This is a genomic window from Halomonas kalidii (assembly GCF_030010475.1).
Lineage (GTDB): Bacteria > Pseudomonadota > Gammaproteobacteria > Pseudomonadales > Halomonadaceae > Halomonas > Halomonas heilongjiangensis.
This window is the reverse complement of sequence record NZ_JASCQN010000054.1, coordinates 128,072-144,386: the sequence shown is the minus strand read 5'-3', so window position 1 is coordinate 144,386 and position 16,315 is coordinate 128,072. Positions and strand designations below refer to the sequence as shown.

At 69.6% G+C, this 16,315-nt stretch carries 18 protein-coding genes; 3 read left to right on the top strand and 15 right to left on the bottom strand.

The annotated features are described in order from the left end of the window. Positions 1-12: 12 nt before the first annotated feature. Positions 13-1,227, top strand: a complete 1,215-nt coding sequence (gene flgL / locus QLQ85_RS21185) for a flagellar hook-associated protein FlgL (protein WP_282740817.1) — start codon at positions 13-15, stop codon at positions 1,225-1,227. A 94-nt stretch (positions 1,228-1,321) separates the two neighbouring features. On the opposite strand, the gene fliR is transcribed toward flgL, so the two are convergent. From fliR to fliF, 13 genes are all read right to left on the bottom strand, one after another. Beyond that, complete coding sequence (gene fliR, locus QLQ85_RS21180) at positions 1,322-2,122, bottom strand: flagellar biosynthetic protein FliR (protein ID WP_282740816.1); 801 nt, start codon at positions 2,120-2,122, stop codon at positions 1,322-1,324. Between the two features lie 16 nt (positions 2,123-2,138). Beyond that, on the bottom strand, positions 2,139-2,408 hold the full coding sequence (fliQ, locus tag QLQ85_RS21175) for a flagellar biosynthesis protein FliQ (protein ID WP_282740815.1): 270 nt from the start codon (positions 2,406-2,408) through the stop codon (positions 2,139-2,141). A 13-nt stretch (positions 2,409-2,421) separates the two neighbouring features. Next, complete coding sequence (gene fliP / locus QLQ85_RS21170; protein ID WP_407650435.1) at positions 2,422-3,156, bottom strand: flagellar type III secretion system pore protein FliP; 735 nt, start codon at positions 3,154-3,156, stop codon at positions 2,422-2,424. A 17-nt stretch (positions 3,157-3,173) separates the two neighbouring features. Continuing rightward, positions 3,174-3,602, bottom strand: a complete 429-nt coding sequence (gene fliO / locus QLQ85_RS21165) for a flagellar biosynthetic protein FliO (RefSeq protein WP_282740814.1) — start codon at positions 3,600-3,602, stop codon at positions 3,174-3,176. After that, on the bottom strand, positions 3,599-4,129 hold the full coding sequence (gene fliN / locus QLQ85_RS21160; protein ID WP_282740813.1) for a flagellar motor switch protein FliN: 531 nt from the start codon (positions 4,127-4,129) through the stop codon (positions 3,599-3,601). Before fliN ends, fliO begins: the two co-directional genes overlap by 4 nt. After that, complete coding sequence (fliM, locus tag QLQ85_RS21155; RefSeq protein ID WP_282722601.1) at positions 4,122-5,165, bottom strand: flagellar motor switch protein FliM; 1,044 nt, start codon at positions 5,163-5,165, stop codon at positions 4,122-4,124. Before fliM ends, fliN begins: the two co-directional genes overlap by 8 nt. Positions 5,166-5,186: 21 nt before the next feature. Further along, entirely contained in the window at positions 5,187-5,666 is a 480-nt protein-coding gene (gene fliL, locus QLQ85_RS21150) for a flagellar basal body-associated protein FliL (protein WP_282722602.1), read from the bottom strand. Positions 5,667-5,811: 145 nt separating this feature from the next. Further along, positions 5,812-7,077, bottom strand: a complete 1,266-nt coding sequence (locus QLQ85_RS21145; RefSeq protein ID WP_282740812.1) for a flagellar hook-length control protein FliK — start codon at positions 7,075-7,077, stop codon at positions 5,812-5,814. A gap of 18 nt (positions 7,078-7,095) precedes the next feature. Continuing rightward, positions 7,096-7,557 (bottom strand): flagellar export protein FliJ, encoded by a 462-nt coding sequence (fliJ, locus tag QLQ85_RS21140; protein ID WP_282740811.1) that lies wholly within the window; start codon positions 7,555-7,557, stop codon positions 7,096-7,098. Continuing rightward, positions 7,554-8,948 (bottom strand): flagellar protein export ATPase FliI, encoded by a 1,395-nt coding sequence (fliI, locus tag QLQ85_RS21135; protein ID WP_282740810.1) that lies wholly within the window; start codon positions 8,946-8,948, stop codon positions 7,554-7,556. The genes fliJ and fliI overlap by 4 nt, the downstream gene beginning before the upstream one ends. Then, positions 8,945-9,700 (bottom strand): flagellar assembly protein FliH, encoded by a 756-nt coding sequence (locus QLQ85_RS21130; RefSeq protein WP_282740809.1) that lies wholly within the window; start codon positions 9,698-9,700, stop codon positions 8,945-8,947. Before QLQ85_RS21130 ends, fliI begins: the two co-directional genes overlap by 4 nt. Further along, the gene (fliG, locus tag QLQ85_RS21125; RefSeq protein ID WP_102627939.1) at positions 9,693-10,697 is read right to left on the bottom strand and encodes a flagellar motor switch protein FliG; all 1,005 of its coding nucleotides are present in this window, start codon (positions 10,695-10,697) and stop codon (positions 9,693-9,695) included. The genes QLQ85_RS21130 and fliG overlap by 8 nt, the downstream gene beginning before the upstream one ends. Beyond that, a complete protein-coding gene (fliF, locus tag QLQ85_RS21120) occupies positions 10,690-12,426 on the bottom strand; it encodes a flagellar basal-body MS-ring/collar protein FliF (protein ID WP_282740808.1) in 1,737 nt (578 codons plus the stop codon). The genes fliG and fliF overlap by 8 nt, the downstream gene beginning before the upstream one ends. 277 nt (positions 12,427-12,703) lie before the next feature. Here fliF and fliE point away from each other — a divergent pair, with 277 nt between their 5' ends. Continuing rightward, a complete protein-coding gene (gene fliE / locus QLQ85_RS21115; RefSeq protein ID WP_282722609.1) occupies positions 12,704-13,033 on the top strand; it encodes a flagellar hook-basal body complex protein FliE in 330 nt (109 codons plus the stop codon). A 142-nt stretch (positions 13,034-13,175) separates the two neighbouring features. Here fliE and QLQ85_RS21110 read toward each other — a convergent pair whose 3' ends face one another. Beyond that, entirely contained in the window at positions 13,176-13,544 is a 369-nt protein-coding gene (locus QLQ85_RS21110) for a flagellar protein FlaG (RefSeq protein ID WP_282740807.1), read from the bottom strand. 105 nt (positions 13,545-13,649) lie between these two features. Then, positions 13,650-14,177: a hypothetical protein gene (locus tag QLQ85_RS21105; protein WP_282740806.1), complete on the bottom strand. Its 528-nt coding sequence runs from the start codon at positions 14,175-14,177 to the stop codon at positions 13,650-13,652. A 252-nt stretch (positions 14,178-14,429) separates the two neighbouring features. Between QLQ85_RS21105 and QLQ85_RS21100 the strand changes: the two genes are divergently transcribed. Further along, positions 14,430-16,247, top strand: coding sequence for an EAL domain-containing protein (locus tag QLQ85_RS21100; RefSeq protein WP_282740805.1), 1,818 nt, complete (start codon positions 14,430-14,432; stop codon positions 16,245-16,247). Positions 16,248-16,315 lie beyond the last annotated feature (68 nt).

The following is a 16,315-nucleotide window of genomic DNA, read 5'->3' as shown; positions in this document are numbered from 1 at the left end:
GGGAGTCACACGATGCGTATCAGCACCGTCACCATGTTCGACCAGAGCGTCTCGTCGATGAACCGCCAGCAGGGCGAGTTCATGAAGGTGGGTCAGCAGATCGCCTCCGGCCGCCGGGTGGTCAATCCCTCCGACGACCCCCAGGCCGCCTCCCGTGCTGTGGGCGTCTCGCAGGCCCAGGCCGTGACCCAGCAGTACGCCGACGCCCGGGTCAGCGCACGCAATGCCCTCGCCCAGTCCGAGAGCGTGCTCAACAGCGTCAGCAACGCCATCACCGGCGGCAAGACGCTGCTGGTCCAGGCCGCCAGCGATACCCTGAGCGACGCCGACCGCCAGTCGGTGGCCTCCGAGTTGCGCGGCATCTACGAGACGCTGATCGGCCAGGCCAATGCCACCGACGGCAACGGCCGCTACCTGTTCGGTGGCTACAAGGACGACAGCCCGCCCTTCATCCGCGATGGCGACGGCAAGGTCGAGTACATCGGTGACCAGAGCACCCGCGCCCAGCGGATCGACGCCTCGCGGCTGATGCCGGTGGCCGACAACGGGGCGAGGATCTTCCAGAGCGTGGCCAGCGGGGCGGGCTATATCGCCGAAGCCGGCGACAACGCGGGCAATGTCACCTTCAAGGGCCCCCAGGTCACCGACCCGGCGGATCCCGATTTCGGCGAGACCTATACCTTGACCTTCGACGAGGACGGTGGCGGCAACCCGACCTTCGAGGTGACGGCCGCCGACGGCAGCGTGGCGGCTGACGGTGCCTACGTCGCCGGCCAGCCCATCGCCTTCGGCGGGCTGAGTCTCACCCTGGACGGCACCCCGGCGCCGGGCGACGAGATCCGGGTCGGCCAGGCCGAGGCGATGAACAGCGACCTGTTCGTGTCCTTCGAGAAGGCCCTGGCGGTGCTGGAGACCCCCACCACCACGCCGGCCGAGAAGGCCGAGCTGCGCAATACCCTCAACACCGTGATGCGCGAGCTCGACAACGGCCTCGACAACGTCCTCACCGTGCGCGCCTCGGTGGGGGCTCGGCTCAACGAGCTCGACGTGGTGGATGCTGTGGGCGACAACCGCATGATCAACTACGAACAGACGATGTCGGATCTGGTCGACCTGGACTATGCCGAGGCGATTTCCGAATACAGCCTGCGCCAGGTGGGCTTGCAGGCGGCCCAGCGGGCCTTCGTCGATATCAAGGGGCTGTCGCTCTTCGACTATCTGCGCTGATACCGACACCGGTTCCAACGGCCATGGGCACGACTACCTCCCGCCATGGCCGCTTGTCCCGCCCAGGCGCCCCGCCCGGGCGGTTTTTTTGCGCTCAGCCGACGCCCGAGAGCGGCGCCAGGGCCTCGAGGAGCTGGCGCAGGAAGTCGATGGCCTGGGCGAACAGCCCCTGCAGGAAGCGGCCGATATCGGTCATCAGCACCATCATCAGCGCCAGGCCCACGGTCAGCGAGGTGGGGAAGCCGATGTTGAACACCGTCAGCTGCGGGGCCGAGCGGTTGAGGATGCCCAGCGCCAGGTTGATGATCAGCAGCGCGCCCACCAGCGGCAGGGCCAGCAGCATCCCCGAGACGAAGATGGTGCCGCCGTAGCGGGCCAGCATCTCGAAGGCGCCGGGATTGAAGCCGCCCAGGCCGATCGGCAGGGTCTCGAAGCTGGTGGCCAGGATCTCCAGCACGATCAGGTGGCCGTCGAAGGCCAGGAACATCAGCAGCGTGATCATGTAGAGGAAGCGCGACAGCACCACCATGTTGGTGCCGCTGCCGGGATCGAAGAAGGTGGCGAAGGCCAGGCCCATCTGCAGGCCGATGAACTCGCCGGTGGCCTGCACCACGGCGAAGGTGACGCGCATCACCATCCCCATGGCGATGCCGATCAGCACCTGCTCGATCATGATGCCGAGCCCCGCCCAGGAGAGCACCGCGATGGTCGGCGGCGTCGGCAGGTTGGGGGCGATCACCACGGTCACCAGGGCGGCCAGGCCCACCTTGGCCTGGCGGGGGACGCTGGAGTGCCCCCACAGCGGCGAGGCCGCCAGGAAGGCGGTGAGCCGGGCGAAGGGCCACAGGAAGGCCACCAGCCAGCCCTGCAGCTGGGCGAAGGTGACGTCCACCATCAGGACATTCCCGCCATCACGAGACCATCGACGGGATGTTCATGAACAGCTCGCGGGTGAAGTCGGTGATCAGCTTGAGCAGCCAGGGGCCGGAGAGCACCAGCACGACGAACACCCCGAGGATCTTGGGGATGAACGACAGGGTCATCTCGTTGATCTGGGTGGCGGCCTGGAAGAGGCTGACCGTGAGGCCGGTCACCAGGGCGGTGAGCAGCAGCGGGCCACCGAGGAAGAGCGTCACCTTCATGCCCTGGTAGGCCAGGCCCATCACCATTTCGGGGGTCATGCGTCGCTCCCGGTCATATGAAGAAACTCTCCGCCATCGAGCCCACGATCAGCTGCCAGCCGTCGACCAGCACGAACAGCATCAGCTTGAACGGCAGCGAGATGGTGATCGGCGGCACCATCATCATGCCCAGCGACATCAGGGTGCTGGCCACCACCAGGTCGATGATCAGGAAGGGGATGAAGATGGTGAAGCCGATCTGGAAGGCGGTCTTCAGCTCGCTGGTGACGAAGGCCGGCACCAGGATGCGCAGCGGCACGTCCTCGGGCCCCTGCATCGGCCCCACCTCGGCGAGGCGGGCGAACAGCGCCAGGTCGGGCTCGCGGACCTGGCCGAACATGAACTCGCGGAACGGCTCCTGGGCCAGCCGCAGGAACTCCTCGAAGTCGATCTGCTCGGCGGTGAGCGGCAGCCAGGCGGTCTCGTAGACCAGGTTGAACACCGGGGCCATGACGAAGAAGGTGAGGAACAGCGCCAGCCCCAGCAGCACCTGATTGGGCGGTGTCGCCTGGGTGCCCATGGCGGTGCGCAGCAGGCTGAGCACGATGATGATGCGGGTGAAGCCGGTCATCATCAGCAGCATGGCCGGCAGGAAGGCCAGGGAGCTCAGCAGCAGCAGCGTCTGCAGCGAGAGCGACCACTGCTGGCCGCCATCCTCCAGCGGCTGGCTGACGATGCCGGGGAGCTGCTGGGCCAGGGCCGTGCCGGGCGGCCACAGCAGTAGCAGCGCCGCGAGCCCCGCCGTCAGGCGAAGAAGGGGGCGGCTCACGATCCGTCTCGCCCCAGCCCGCTGTTGTGCTTCAGCGCCTTGGCGAAGCGCGTCGCGAAGCCGTCGCCCTCGGCGAAGGCCGGCCCGTCCCCGGTCGTCGTCTCACCGGTCGGCGCCGGGGCGGGGAGCTCGTGGAGCTTGCTGACCTGGCCGCCGCCCACGCCGAGCACCAGCCAGGTCTCTTCCACCTGGACGATCACCACCCGCTCGCGGTTGCCCACGCTGGCGCCGCCGACCACCCTCAGGCGGCCGCCGTGCGCCTGGCGGTTCACCCCGACGCGTTTCAGCAGGGCGCTGGCGACGAGAATGATCACCACGATCAGCGCCAGGGCGGCGGCGGTCTTGCCCAGGGTGGCCATGCCGATCAGGGCATCGCCGCTGGCCACGGCGTCGAGGCCGCCGGAGGAGGCAGGGGAGTCGCTCATCGGTTCAGTTTCTGCACGCGCTCGGAGGGGGTGATGATCTCGGTGATGCGGATGCCGTACTTGTCGTCGACCACCACCACCTCTCCCTGGGCGATCAGGTAGCCGTTGATCAGGATGTCCATGGGCTCGCCGGCCAGGCCGTCGAGCTCGATCACCGAGCCCTGGGCCAGCTCGAGCAGTTGCTTGATGGTGATCCGGGTACGGCCGAGCTCGACGGCGAGCTTGACCGGGATATCCATGATCATCTCCAGGTCGCGCGCCGCGGCGCTGCCGCGACCCTGCTCGAGGGGGCGGAAGACGCTCTCGCCGGCGGCCTTGGCCCTGGCGGGCTCGGGCGCGTCGTCGGGGGTGTCGTCGCCGGACTCCGAGGCGGCCTGCTCGGCCATGGCGGCGGCCCAGGGGTCGTCGTCCCCGGGGCCCTCGCCCGGCTGTTGCCCGGCCGTCTCTTGTTCGGCGTTCTCCTGTTCGAACATGGCATCGGCCCAGTCGTCGTCGATGCTCTGATCGGGCTTCTTGGGATCAGTCATGCTTGGATTCCTTGAATGGCGGCGCCGACCCCTTGACGAAGGCGTCGGACGACGCGGTGGTCGGGGCGTGGTCGATCATGCGGATCACCCGCAGGGCCCGTTGCTCGTGCTGGCTGCCGTAGTCGCACTCCATCACCGGCACCCCGTCGACGCGGGCGATGACCGACTCCGGCAGCTCCAGGGGCAGGATGTCGCCCACCTTGAGCGCCATGACGTGGGCGATGCGGGTGGGAAGGGTGGCGAAGTCGGCCACCAGTTCCACCTCGGAGTGGCGGATCTCGCCGGCCATGCGCTTCGTCCAGCTGCCGTCGGGATCGTGGTGGCCGTCGTTGAGCGGGTTGGCCAGCAGATCGCGCAGTGGCTCGATCATCGAGTAGGGCATGCAGATCTGGAAGTTGCTGGCGAGGTTGCCGACTTCCAGGTTGAAGGAGGTGGTCACCACGATCTCGTTGGGCGAGTTGGTGATGTTGGCGAACTTCGATTGCATCTCCGAGCGCAGGTAGCCGATCTCGAGCGGATAGACCGACTTCCACGACTCGCTGTAGGCGTCGATGGCCAGGTTGAGCAGGCGCATGATGATGCGTTGCTCGGTGTTGGTGAATTCGCGTCCTTCCGACTTGGTCACGAAACGGCCGTCGCCGCCGAACAGGTTGTCCACCACCATGAACACCAGGCTCGGCGGGAACACGATCAGCGCCGAGCCGCGCAGCGGCTTCATGGCGATGATGTTGATGTTGGTCGGTACCGGCACGTTGCGCGAGAAGTCGCTGTAGCTCTGGTAGCGCACCGCATCCACGGTGATGTCGGCGCTGCGCCGCAGCAGGTTGAACAGCCCCATGCGGAAGTGGCGCGCGAAGCGCTCGTTGATGATGTCCAGGGCGTGCAGGCGCTCGCGGATGACCCGGTGCTGGGTAGCCGGGTCATAGGGGCGAATGCGCGAGTCGTCAGCGCTGCTGGCGGTGGTCTCTTCCTCGCCGCTGACGCCCTTGAGCAGGGCGTCGATCTCTTCCTGCGACAGCAGATCGTCTTGGGACATGAAGGATCGGTTCCCCGAGGGTTATTGCACGATGAACTCGGTAAAGAGCACGTCTTCGATCACCAGTTCGGGCTGGTGATCGGTCATCGGCGGATCCAGCACCGCCAGCACCTGATCGCCGAGGCGTTGCTTGCTTGACGCGCCGGTCAGCTCGCTGGCCTGCTGGCCGGAGAACATCATCAGCAGGCGGCTTCGCACCTGGGGCATGTGAGCCTCGAGAATCTCCCGGGTCTCCTCGTCACCCACCTTCAGCGAGAGCCCGGCATAGAGCAGGCGCGAGCCGTAGGCATCGTCGGCCAGGTTGACCGTGAAGGGGTCGATCTTGACGAAGATCGGCACACGTCGCTCCGGCACGACCTCGGCCTGGGCCGCCGCCGGCTCGGTGGTATTGCGCTGGCCGAGCACCAGATAGATCGCCGCCGCCGCGGCGGAGGAGGAGAGGACCACCAGGATCACCATGAGCCACAGCAGCTTTCTGGAGCCACCCTTCGATGTCGCCATTGCCTTACCTATCCAGAGTGTTGTGGTGCCAGTCTGCCCAGTATGCGGTCCCGGGCCGATGCACCATGAAACGAACAGGCCCCGGGAAAGGGCCTATCTTGGCTTTTTGCAGCGGCCGGGTCGGGACGCTACCCGAGGCACCGGCTCAGGCGTAGAGGTCCACCCGGCCGTCGAGAGCGATATCGGCCGCGGCCGTCGTGGCTGAAGCCCCGTGGCCATCGAGCTCGTCGCCGGGCTCACCGGCGACACCGCCGCCGGCCGAGCCACGGCCGGCGAAGTCGCGCGGCGCTTCGTCACGCGGCTGTTCGCCCACCGAGGCCTCGCCGAGGCTGATGCCCTGCTCGGCCAGGGCCTCGCGCAGCTGGGGGATCGCCTGCTCCACGGCGCTCCTGACCGGGGCATGGGCCGAGAGGAACTGGGCCTGGGCGGCCTGTTCGCTCACCTTCAGCGAGACCGTCAGCGGGCCCAGTTCGGCGGGGTTGAGGTGCAGCTCGATGCGCTGTTCGCCACCGCGCTGGCCGAGCATCACCAGTTGCTGGCCGACCTGCTGGGTGAATTGCTGGGGCCAGGCCGGGCTGGCGAGCGGTGCCGGCAGGGTGGCCTGGGTGGCAGTCGGTGTGGCGACGCTGGTCGCGCCGGCCGGCTGGCCCTGCAACAGGGCGGCGAAGCCCTCGCCGCGGGCATCGACGGCCGCCGGCGGGGTATCGCCCCGGGTGGCTGGTGCGGTGGGCAGTGCGGCGGGCAGCGGCTCGGCGGGCTGGGCGGCGGGCCGCGCCTCGCCCGCGGCACGAAGGGTGTCCAGGGGGCTGGGGGCTCCGCGATCGGCCGGCGTTCCGCTCGCCGCCAGCTCGATCCCCACCGGTCGGGCGCGCCCGGCATTCACTGCGGGGGCCTGGGCGTCGCGCCCCGAGGCGCCCGGCGGGACTTGGCCGGCCATGGCCAGGGCCGGCCAGGCCTCGGCGTCGGGCAGGGGCTCGTCGGGCAGGTCGCCGGGCAGCGCCTCCGGCGCGACCTCGGTGGTGTCGATCCGGGCAGCGAGCGCCTCGGCGTCTAGCGCCAGCCCGGTCGGGGCGTCGGCCGGCACCGGCGTGTCGGCCCGGCCCGCCCCCTCGATCAGCGCCAGGCGCTCGGCGATCTCGGCCAGGCGGGCGTCGCCGCCTTCCACCGGTTCGCCCTCGCCCAGGGCCTGCATCATCACTTCCCGGCTGCCCCGGGTGAGGCCGGCCGCGAGCTCGAGCGGCAGGCGCTGTCCGGTGCCGGCGGGGTGATCCCCCGGGGCGGTGCCGGGGGCAGCCGACCGGCCGGCCTGGGCCAGCGCCAGGGAGAATCCGGCCGGTGCGCCGGGGCGCGGCGTGCCGGCGGCAGCCGAGCCCTGGCCCGGGGTAGACGCGAGTAACAGCTGAATGTCCATGTCGGTTCTCCGGCGGAATCAGGGTTCGCTCGAGGCGTAGCGTTCGCGGACCAAACGGCCGTTGACCAGGTCGTCGCTGGTGCGCAGCTCCCGGCGCTGCTCCTGCAGGCTCTGCTGCATCGCCCGGCGGGAGACCAGGGTGTCGTAGGAGGAGAGCTTGCGCTGCTCCTGCTGCCACTGGGCCTGGCTGCGGCCGACGCGCTGCTGCTGGGCGGCCAGCGCCTGGCGGGCGCGGGCCAGGGCGTCGTCCAGGGAGTCCAGGAACTGTTGGTAGTTGCGCATGGTGGCCGGGTCGATGCCCTCGCCCATGGCCTGCTGCAGGCGCTGGGCGTACTCCAGCCGGTAGCGGCCCAGCGACTCCAGCTGGCCCGCTACCTGGCGTTCGCTGGCGCGTTCGCCGGCGAGTGCCTGGCCGGCCTGGTCGCGGGCGTCCCGGGCCAGGTCGACCAGGGTCTCGAGCGGCGTGGATGCGGATCTCATCGTGTCCCTCCGAGTACGCTGGCCAGCCCCTGGTGCGATGCCGCCAGGGGGGCGCTGTCATCGATGTGCTGTTGCAGGAAGGCTTCCAGCTCCGGGTAGCGCTGGACGGCCTCGTCCAGCTGCGGGTCGTGTCCGGGGCTGTAGGCACCGACGCTGATCAGGTCGCGGTTGCGCTGGTAACGGGAGAACAGGCGCTTGAAACGCTGCGCCAGCTGCAACTGGCCGTCGTCGACGATGGCGGTCATGGCACGACTGATCGAGGCCTCGATGTCGATGGCCGGGTAGTGCCCGGCCTCGGCGAGTTCCCGCGAGAGCACGATATGGCCATCGAGGATCGCCCGGGCGGAGTCGGCGATGGGGTCCTGCTGGTCGTCGCCTTCGGTCAGCACGGTGTAGAAGGCGGTGATCGAGCCGCCGCCGCGCGCGGCGTTGCCGGCCCGCTCCACCAGGCTCGGCAGCTTGGCGAACACCGAGGGCGGGTAGCCCTTGGTGGCCGGCGGCTCGCCGATGGCCAGGGCGATCTCGCGCTGGGCCATGGCGTAGCGGGTCAGCGAGTCCATGATCAGCAGCACGTCGCGGCCCTCGTCGCGGAAGCCTTCCGCCAGCCGCGTGGCGTAGGCGGCGCCCTGCAGCCGCTGCAGCGGCGAGGTGTCGGCGGGGGCGGCGACCACCACGGCGCGCCGGCGCCCCTCCTCGCCGAGGATGTTGTCGATGAAGTCCTGCACCTCGCGACCACGCTCGCCGATCAACCCCACCACGATGACGTCGGCCCGGGTGAAGCGGGCCATCATGCCGAGCAGCACCGACTTGCCGACACCGGAGCCGGCGAACAGCCCCATGCGCTGGCCGCGGCCGACGCTGAGCAGGGCGTTGATGGCGCGGATGCCGACGTCGATCTGACCCTCGATGGGCGCCCGGGAGAGGGGGTTGAGCGGCGGGGTCTGCAGGGTGGCGCGGGGCACCTCGTCGAGCGGGCCCCGGCCGTCGAGCGGCTCGCCGTTGCCGTCGACCACGCGACCGAGCAGGGCCTCGCCGAGCGGGAAGCGGCGGGCGCCGTTGCCCCCCTCCTCGCCCAGCGGGAAGACCCGGGCGCCAGGCAGCAGGCCGGTGATCTCGGCCAGCGGCATCAGGAACAGCTTCTCGCCGGCGAAGCCGACCACCTGGGCCTCGGCATGGCGTGTCGCCTCGTGGCGATAGGGGGCCGGCAGCTCGATGCGGCAGGCGCTGCCCAGCGGCGCCTGCAGGCCGATGGCCTCGATCACCATGCCGGTGGCGCGCACCACCCGGCCGCTGGCGCGGAAGGGCGGTACCCGTTCGACGCGTGCACGCACCCGCTGCAGCGACTGCTGCCAACGCCGATGGTGCGGGTTGGCCGGGGCCGGGGCGCTCACCGGGGGGGCCCGTCGCCGTCGGCGGGCCGGCGCCGCCGTACCTGGCCCTTGACGGCCTGCCAGCGGCTCTCCCAGGTGGCGTCGAGCTCGCCGCTGGCGCTGGTGACGCGGCAGCCGCCGCGGCTGAGCTGGTCATCGGGCTGGAGCGTCCAGCCGGCCGCCTCGAGCTCGTGGCCGAGGTGTTCCTCGACCAGCCGGTGGTCCAGCGGGTGCAGCCACAGGCGCGGCTTGCCGGTCATGGCCGGTTCGGTGTGCAGCAGGGCGCGGACGATCTCCAGTACCTGGCGCGGGCGGGCCTTGAGCGCCTCGCCGGCGAGCTGGCGACCGGTGGCCAGCGCCAGTTCGACCAGTTCGCCGGCGACCTCCTCGTCGAGCCGCGCCAGGGCCTCGCCGAACTGCTCGGCCAGCGGCAGCAGCGGGGCCAGGGTCTCGCGGGTCTCGCGCTCGAACGCCAGGCGAGCCTGCTCGCGGCCTTCGGCCAGGCCCTGGGCCAGGCCCTCGGCGTGCCCGGCCGCGAAGCCTTCGTGGTGGCCCTGTTCGCGGGCCTCCTGGCTCACCCGTTCGCGCAGGGCGCGCAGCTCGGCCTGGCGCTGGAAGGCCGCCTTGCGCCGGGCGGTCTCGCCCGGCGAGGGGCCGTCGTCCGCGGGGGCTTCCTCGTGCCGACCGACCAGCTCACCCATCTGCCAGCGGCGCCAGGGAACCTCGTTGTCCCGCAGCGGCTGGCGGTCAGTGGAACGGTTCGCATCAGACATAGGTGTCGTCCCCGCCGCTCAGCACGATCTCGCCGGTGTCGGCGAGGCGCCGCACGACCTGCAGGATCGCCTTCTGTTCGGCTTCCACCTGGGAGACGCGGATCGGCCCGCGTGCCTCCATGTCCTCGCGCACCAGGTCGGCGGCGCGCTGGGACATGTTGCGCAGGAACTTGTCCATGAGCGCCTCGGGGGCCCCCTTGAGGGCGACCACCAGGGAGTTGGTGTCGATCTCCTTGAGCACCAGCTGGATGCTGCGGTCGTCCAGGTCGAGCAGGTTCTCGAACAGGAACATCTCGTCGATGATCTTCTGCGCCAGGTCCTCGTTGTGGGCGCGCACCGTCTCGATGACGGTCTCCTCCTGGCTGGAGTTCATCAGGTTGAGGATCTCCGCCGCCGTCCTCACGCCGCCCATCTTGCTGCGCTTGAGATTCTGGCCGTCGAGCATCCCCGAGAGCACCTCGGTGAGCTCCTGCAGGGCCGCCGGCTGCACGCCGCTGAAGGTGGCGATACGCAGCACCACGTCGTTGCGCAGCTTGTCGTCGAACAGCTCGAGCACGGCGGCGGCCTGGTGGCGCTCCAGGTGGATCAGCACCGTGGCGATGATCTGCGGGTGCTCGTCGCGGATCAGCTCGGTCACCAGCGGGGCTTCCATCAGGTTGAGCGCGTCGATGCCGGAGCTGGCGCCGGAGGTCTCGAGGATGTCCTCGATCAGGCTCGAGGCGCGCTCGCTGCCCAGCGCCTTGGTCAGCACCGAACGGATGTGGTCGCTGGAGTTGAGGTTCAGCGCGATGAACTCCTCGGTCTCCTGATGGAATTCCGCGAGCACCTGCTGCATCTCCTCGTGGGAGACCTGGTCGAGGCGCGCCATCTCGGCGCTGATCTGCTGGATCTCGCCGGCCGAGAGGTACTTGAACACCTCCGCCGCGCTGTCCTCGTCGAGGGCCAGCAGCAGGATGGCGCTGCGTCGAGCGCCGCTGAGTGTCTGGGCCTTAGTCATGCTTGGTCATCCAGCTGCGAACGATCATGGCGACCATGCGCGGGTCCTCGTGGGCCATCTCGCGCAGGTCGCTGAGGTTCTGTTCATAGGCCGAGGACTTGCGCTTGCGCCGGCGCGGCGACGGGTAGGTCTGCTCCTCCTCGCTCTCCGCGGCCATGGGGCTCGGTTCGTCGCCGTCGCCGACCTGGGCCCGCAGGGTGGGGCCCGGCTGCGGCAGGGCCGCCGGTGCCTGGGTGTGGCGCTTGATCAGCGGGCGCAGGATCAGCAGGTAGAGCAGCAGGGCGGCCAGCGCCACCAGCAGGTAGCGGCCCAGGGTGAGTGCGATCTGGTGGACCTGCGGCGATTGCCACCACTGCGGGGCGTCCTCGCGCTCGTCGACGCGGCTGAACGGGCTGTTGACCACCTCGATCGCGTCGCCGCGGGCCGCCGAGAAGCCCATGGCCTGGCGCACCAGCCGCTCGATCTGGGCGATCTCCTCGGGGGCGAGGGCCACGCGGGTCGGCGCACCGTTCTCGTCGACGTCGTCGCGGAAGTTGACCACCACCGCGGCCGACAGCCGTTTCACCTGGCCTAGACGGTGCTGCACATGGGCCACGCTGCGATCGACTTCGTAGTTGGTGACGTCGTCCTGGCGCAGGTTGTTTAGGGCCTGCGACCCGTTTTCCTCGTCCTCGTCGCCCTCTTCACCCTCTTCGCCCTCGGGCAGCTCGATAGGCGAGGGCGCCGTGCCGGGCGGGGTGTTGCTCAGCGCGCCGGGAATGCCCTGGGCCAGATCGTCGCCGCCGTTGTAGGAGAGGCTCGACTGGCGGCTGCGCACGGCGGCTTCGTTGGGGGGCTGATTGGGGCCGTAGCGCTCCGAGGTCTCCTCGCGACGGGAGAAGTCGATCTGGGCCGCCACCTGGGCGCGCACGTTGTCGCGGCCGAGGAGCGGCACCAGGATGTTCTCGATGCGCCGCTGGTAGGAGCGCTCGACCTCGTCGATGTAGTCGAGCTGGGTACCGTCCAGGTCGCGGCCGTTGGCGCTGTGCATCGACAGCAGGCGACCGCTCTGGTCGACCACCGTGACGTCCTCGGCGGCCAGTTCCGGCACGCTGCTCGAGACCATGTGTACGATGGCGTTGACCTGGCCGTCGCCGAGCAGACGGCCCGCGTGGAGGGTGAGGATCACCGAGGCCTTGGCCGGCTCCCGGTCGCGCACGAACACCGACTGCTTGGCCAGGGCCAGGTGCACCCGGGCGCGCTCCACCGGCCCCAGGGACTCCATGGAGCGTGCCAGCTCGCCCTCCAGGCCACGCTGGAAGTTGACCTGTTCGGCGAACTGGCTGATGCCGAAGGCCTGGCCGTCCATCAGCTCGAAGCCGACATTGCCGCCCCGCGGCAGGCCCTGCTCGGCCAGCTGCAGGCGCAGGCCGTGGACCTGGTCGCCGGGCACCAGCAGCGCCTGGCCGCCCTCGCTGAAGCGGTAGGGAACGCCGCGGCTGTCGAGCTCGCTGATGATGCGGCCGCCATCGGCCTCGCCGAGGTTGCTGTAGAGCACCCGGTACTCGGGGCTGCGCGCCCACATCAGCAGCGCCACCACGATGGCGATCGAGGCGGCACCGACGATCAGCAGCGGAATCAGCGGATTGCCGCGCATCTGGGCCATCAGGCGCTCGAGGCCCGCCTGGCGAGGGGTGTCCCGTTGCCGGGAGGCATCCTGAGTGCCGGTGGCCGAGGCACCATTGCTCATGCGCACCACCTCACGGGGGCGCTGCGGTGGATTCCGGGTACCACGGTCATTGAAGAAGAAGGCATGTCCTGCATCCGTTCATCGCGGTTGGCCGCCTCGGTGTACAGGCGGAACTCTGATGGACGCCATTATCCGTGGCAGCGTCGAGCGCGAATCGCGGAAAAGCCCCGTTTTTCGTGTCCAATTGGGCGCATGGTCACCCCGACGGGGCTGGTAGCCTTGGCAGCACTGCTTTTCCATTACCGTTCTTGATTACCGTCACAGGCGAGGGTCTTCCATGAGCTCACCCGCGATTCAGTCGGCACTGACCCAGATGCAGTCGCTGGCGACCCAGGCCGCCGGCCAGTCGCCCAAGGGCCAGCAGGTGGCCACGGCGGTGGGGGCAGGCGGCTTCGCCGGCGAGCTGCAGGCCTCGATCCAGCGCATCAATCGCCTGCAGCAGGCCTCGGCGGCCAAGGCCGAGGCCTTCCAGGCCGGCGACCCCGGTGTCGAGCTCAACGACCTGATGGTCGACATGCAGAAGGCCAGCGTGGCCTTCCAGATGGGGGTCCAGGTGCGTAACCGCCTGGTGACGGCGTACAAGGACGTGATGAACATGCAGGTGTAGTCTTTCCTGCTGCGCTCGATATCCAGGCCGCCGGCGGTACTCACAATCCTCATTGAGCAAACTGTCAACTCCGGTTGTTGCGCTCCGGCGGCGGCCTGCCTCTCATCGCTCGCGACGGAAATACACTCGGGCCGATACCGCGTCACGCTTCCAGATCGATCAGGCGCCCTTGCACCTCTTCCAGCCGCTCGGCGATCTTCAGTACCTCCTCGGCGGGAATCTGGCGGATCACCTCGCCGCTCTCGCGATCGACGATGCGGGTCACCACCCGTGATGCGTACTCACCCAGCTCGAACTGCACCCCGTAGTGACGCATCACCTCGTTGATGCGCTGGATGGGCTCGACCAGTTCGCCCCTGCCCAGCGCCACGCTGCTGCTCTCGGCCTGGGCCAGGGCGCCCCCGGCGGCGGGCAGGTTGGCGAGTACCCTCTCGACCTGCTGGCGCGGCGTCAGGTCGTTGAAGGGTGAGGTCGAGGGGGCGAATGTCGCATCGGTCAGCGGTGAGCTCATGGCCGGCTTCCTTCTTTATGGTGCTTGCTGTCGTGATAGACCGCGCCGGTGCCGGCCGCGGCGTCCCTGGTAGATTCCGTCACGCGTGACAGTCACGAGTCACAGTCATGCGAGAGTATCGGCACGCCGGGCCGGGGCTTTAATGCCGGTGCCCGCCGACAACGCCTCCAGGCGATGGCTGCCGCGGGCCTCGCCCACGCCGATCTCGAGGAGCAGGGCATGCCGGCAGCCGAGCCGGGCCTGGCAATGGTGCAGTTTCTTCAGTTCCCGGTGGCGGGAACGGAGCTGGGTGCTCTTGTGCAGCTCGATCACCGCCAGGCGTTCGTCGTGGTGGCGGCGATGGATCAGCAGGTCGGGAAAGATGGTGCGCGCCTCGGTGGCATCGCTGGTGGTGGCGACCACCAGGTGACCCTTGCGCTGGCTGGGGTCGACCCAGCAGTTGAACTCGCAGTCGACGTCCCAGTCGGGGAACAGCGGCTGCAGGTGGCAGGCCAGCCGGCAGGCGATGCTGCGTTCGCTCGCCTCGGCGTGCAGCAGGGTCGCGTCGCGCTCTTCCAGCCGGGTCAGGGCGAGGGCGAGCCTGTCGACGACATCCGAGTCCGATGTCGTGGGGAAGGTCTCCATGCGGGTCATCGTTGCGTCCTCTCCTTCGGGTCAGCCATCCGGGGATCGCGTTTATTCTTGGTCCCCTGGCTATCGGCCGTTGGCGCGGCATCTTTAATCCCGCCCCGGGTCGCGTGGCATCAAGCTTTGCCCGGTTTGGCCGATTGACTGCCGGGCGGCCGGGCTGCGAGGGCGGCGACGTCGCCGGGCGGGCGCCCAGGCGCTACACTCGGTGCAACCGGTCGTTTCCCCGGGAATGCGACACCCCACGCAGGGAGAGACATGAGCCAGGAACCCGGCAACACCCCGATCGGCGAGCGGGCCAGCCGGCCGCGGCTCACGGTGGACGAGCAGAAGCAGTTGATCCACGCGCGCGACCTGGCGCTCTGCGAATCGCGCCAGCACCTGCAGCTCGCCGAGCGGATCCTCGACGCCTCGCAGGAGGGGATCGTCATCACCGATGCCGAGACGCGCATCGAGTTCGTCAACCCCGCCTTCACCCGCCTCACCGGCTACCGCCTGGAGGAGGTCGTCGGCCGCACCCCGCGGGTGCTCTCCTCCGGCCGGCAAGACGCCGCCTTCTACCAAGGCATGTGGCAGGCGCTGCAGGCCGACGGCTACTGGCGCGGCGAGATCTGGAACCGGCGCAAGGATGGCCAGCTCTACCTGGAGCAGCTGACCATCACCGCCATCACCGACGACCAGGGCGTGACCCGTCGCTATGTGGGGCTGTTCACCGACATCACCCAGCTCCGCGAGAACGAGAAGCGGGTGCGCCAGCTGGCCTACTATGACGCCCTCACCGGCCTGCCCAACCGCCGTCTGCTGGAGGACCGCCTCGAGTTGGCGATTCGCCACGCCCATCGCCAGGACCAGTGCCTGGCGGTGATCTTCATCGACCTGGATCACTTCAAGCGGGTCAACGACACCCTCGGCCATGCCGTGGGCGACGAGCTGCTGCTCAGGGTCGCGGAGCGGCTGCACCACCGCCTGCGCGAGGACGACACCCTGGCCCGCCTGGGCGGCGACGAGTTCCTCGTGCTGCTGCCCGAGCTCGATGGGCCGGACGAGGTCGCCCGGGTGGCGCGGCGGCTGATCGAGGCGGTCAGCGAGCCCTTCGAACTGGGTGGGGGCGAGTTCCGGGTCGGCTGCAGCCTGGGCATCAGCCTCTATCCGGACGACGGCGCCACTCCCGAGGACCTGGTGCGCAACGCCGACGCCGCCATGCACCGTGCCAAGCAGCAGGGGCGCAACACCTATCGGCTCTACCAGGCCGAGATGCATGTCCAGCATCACCAGCAGCTGGCGCTGGAGACCGCTCTGCGCAACACCGTGGAGAGCGGCGTGGGGCTCGAGATGCACTACCAACCCCTGGTCGACCACGACGGCGGCGGGCTGCACTCCGCCGAGGCGCTGCTACGCTGGACCCACCCCGAGTTCGGCGTCGTCCCGCCGAGCGAGTTCATCCCCCTGGCCGAGCGCTCGGGGCTCATCGTGCCGCTGGGCGACTGGGTGCTGGCGCGGGTGTGCCGCCAACTGGCCGACTGGCGCCGCGCGGGGCTTTCGCCGGTGCCGGTGGCGATCAACCTGGCCGCCCAGCAGTTCATGCAGCCCGGCCTGGTGGAGGGAGTCCGCACGCAGCTGGCGGCCCACGACCTGCCGGGCCACCTGCTCGGCTTCGAGCTCACCGAGAGCACCCTGATGGAGCGCGGCGAGCAGGCGCTGGAGACCCTCGAGGGCCTGGGCGCCATCTCCGGCCACGTGGCCATCGACGACTTCGGTACCGGCTACTCGTCGCTGAGCTACCTGCACGAGCTGCCAGTGAGCATCCTCAAGATCGATCGCAGCTTCATCCAGGGGCTGGGCGAGACGCGCCGCAGCGGGGCCATCGTCGCCGCGGTCGGCGGCATGGCCCGAGAGCTGGGCCTGAGCGTGGTCGCCGAGGGCGTGGAGACCGAGGCCCAGCGCCTGGCGCTGGCCCGCTTCGACATCGACCTGATCCAGGGCTACCTCACCGGGCGCCCGGTCGATGCCGCCGGGTTCGAGCGGCGGTGGCTGAGGACTCTGGTGGCGTGGCAGGACGCCGCCGGCAGGGAGTGAGCCCTGCATCCTAACGTCGTAGGCAAGGCGGCCGATCTAGCGCCGGACGACTTCGCCCCCCGTCAGCG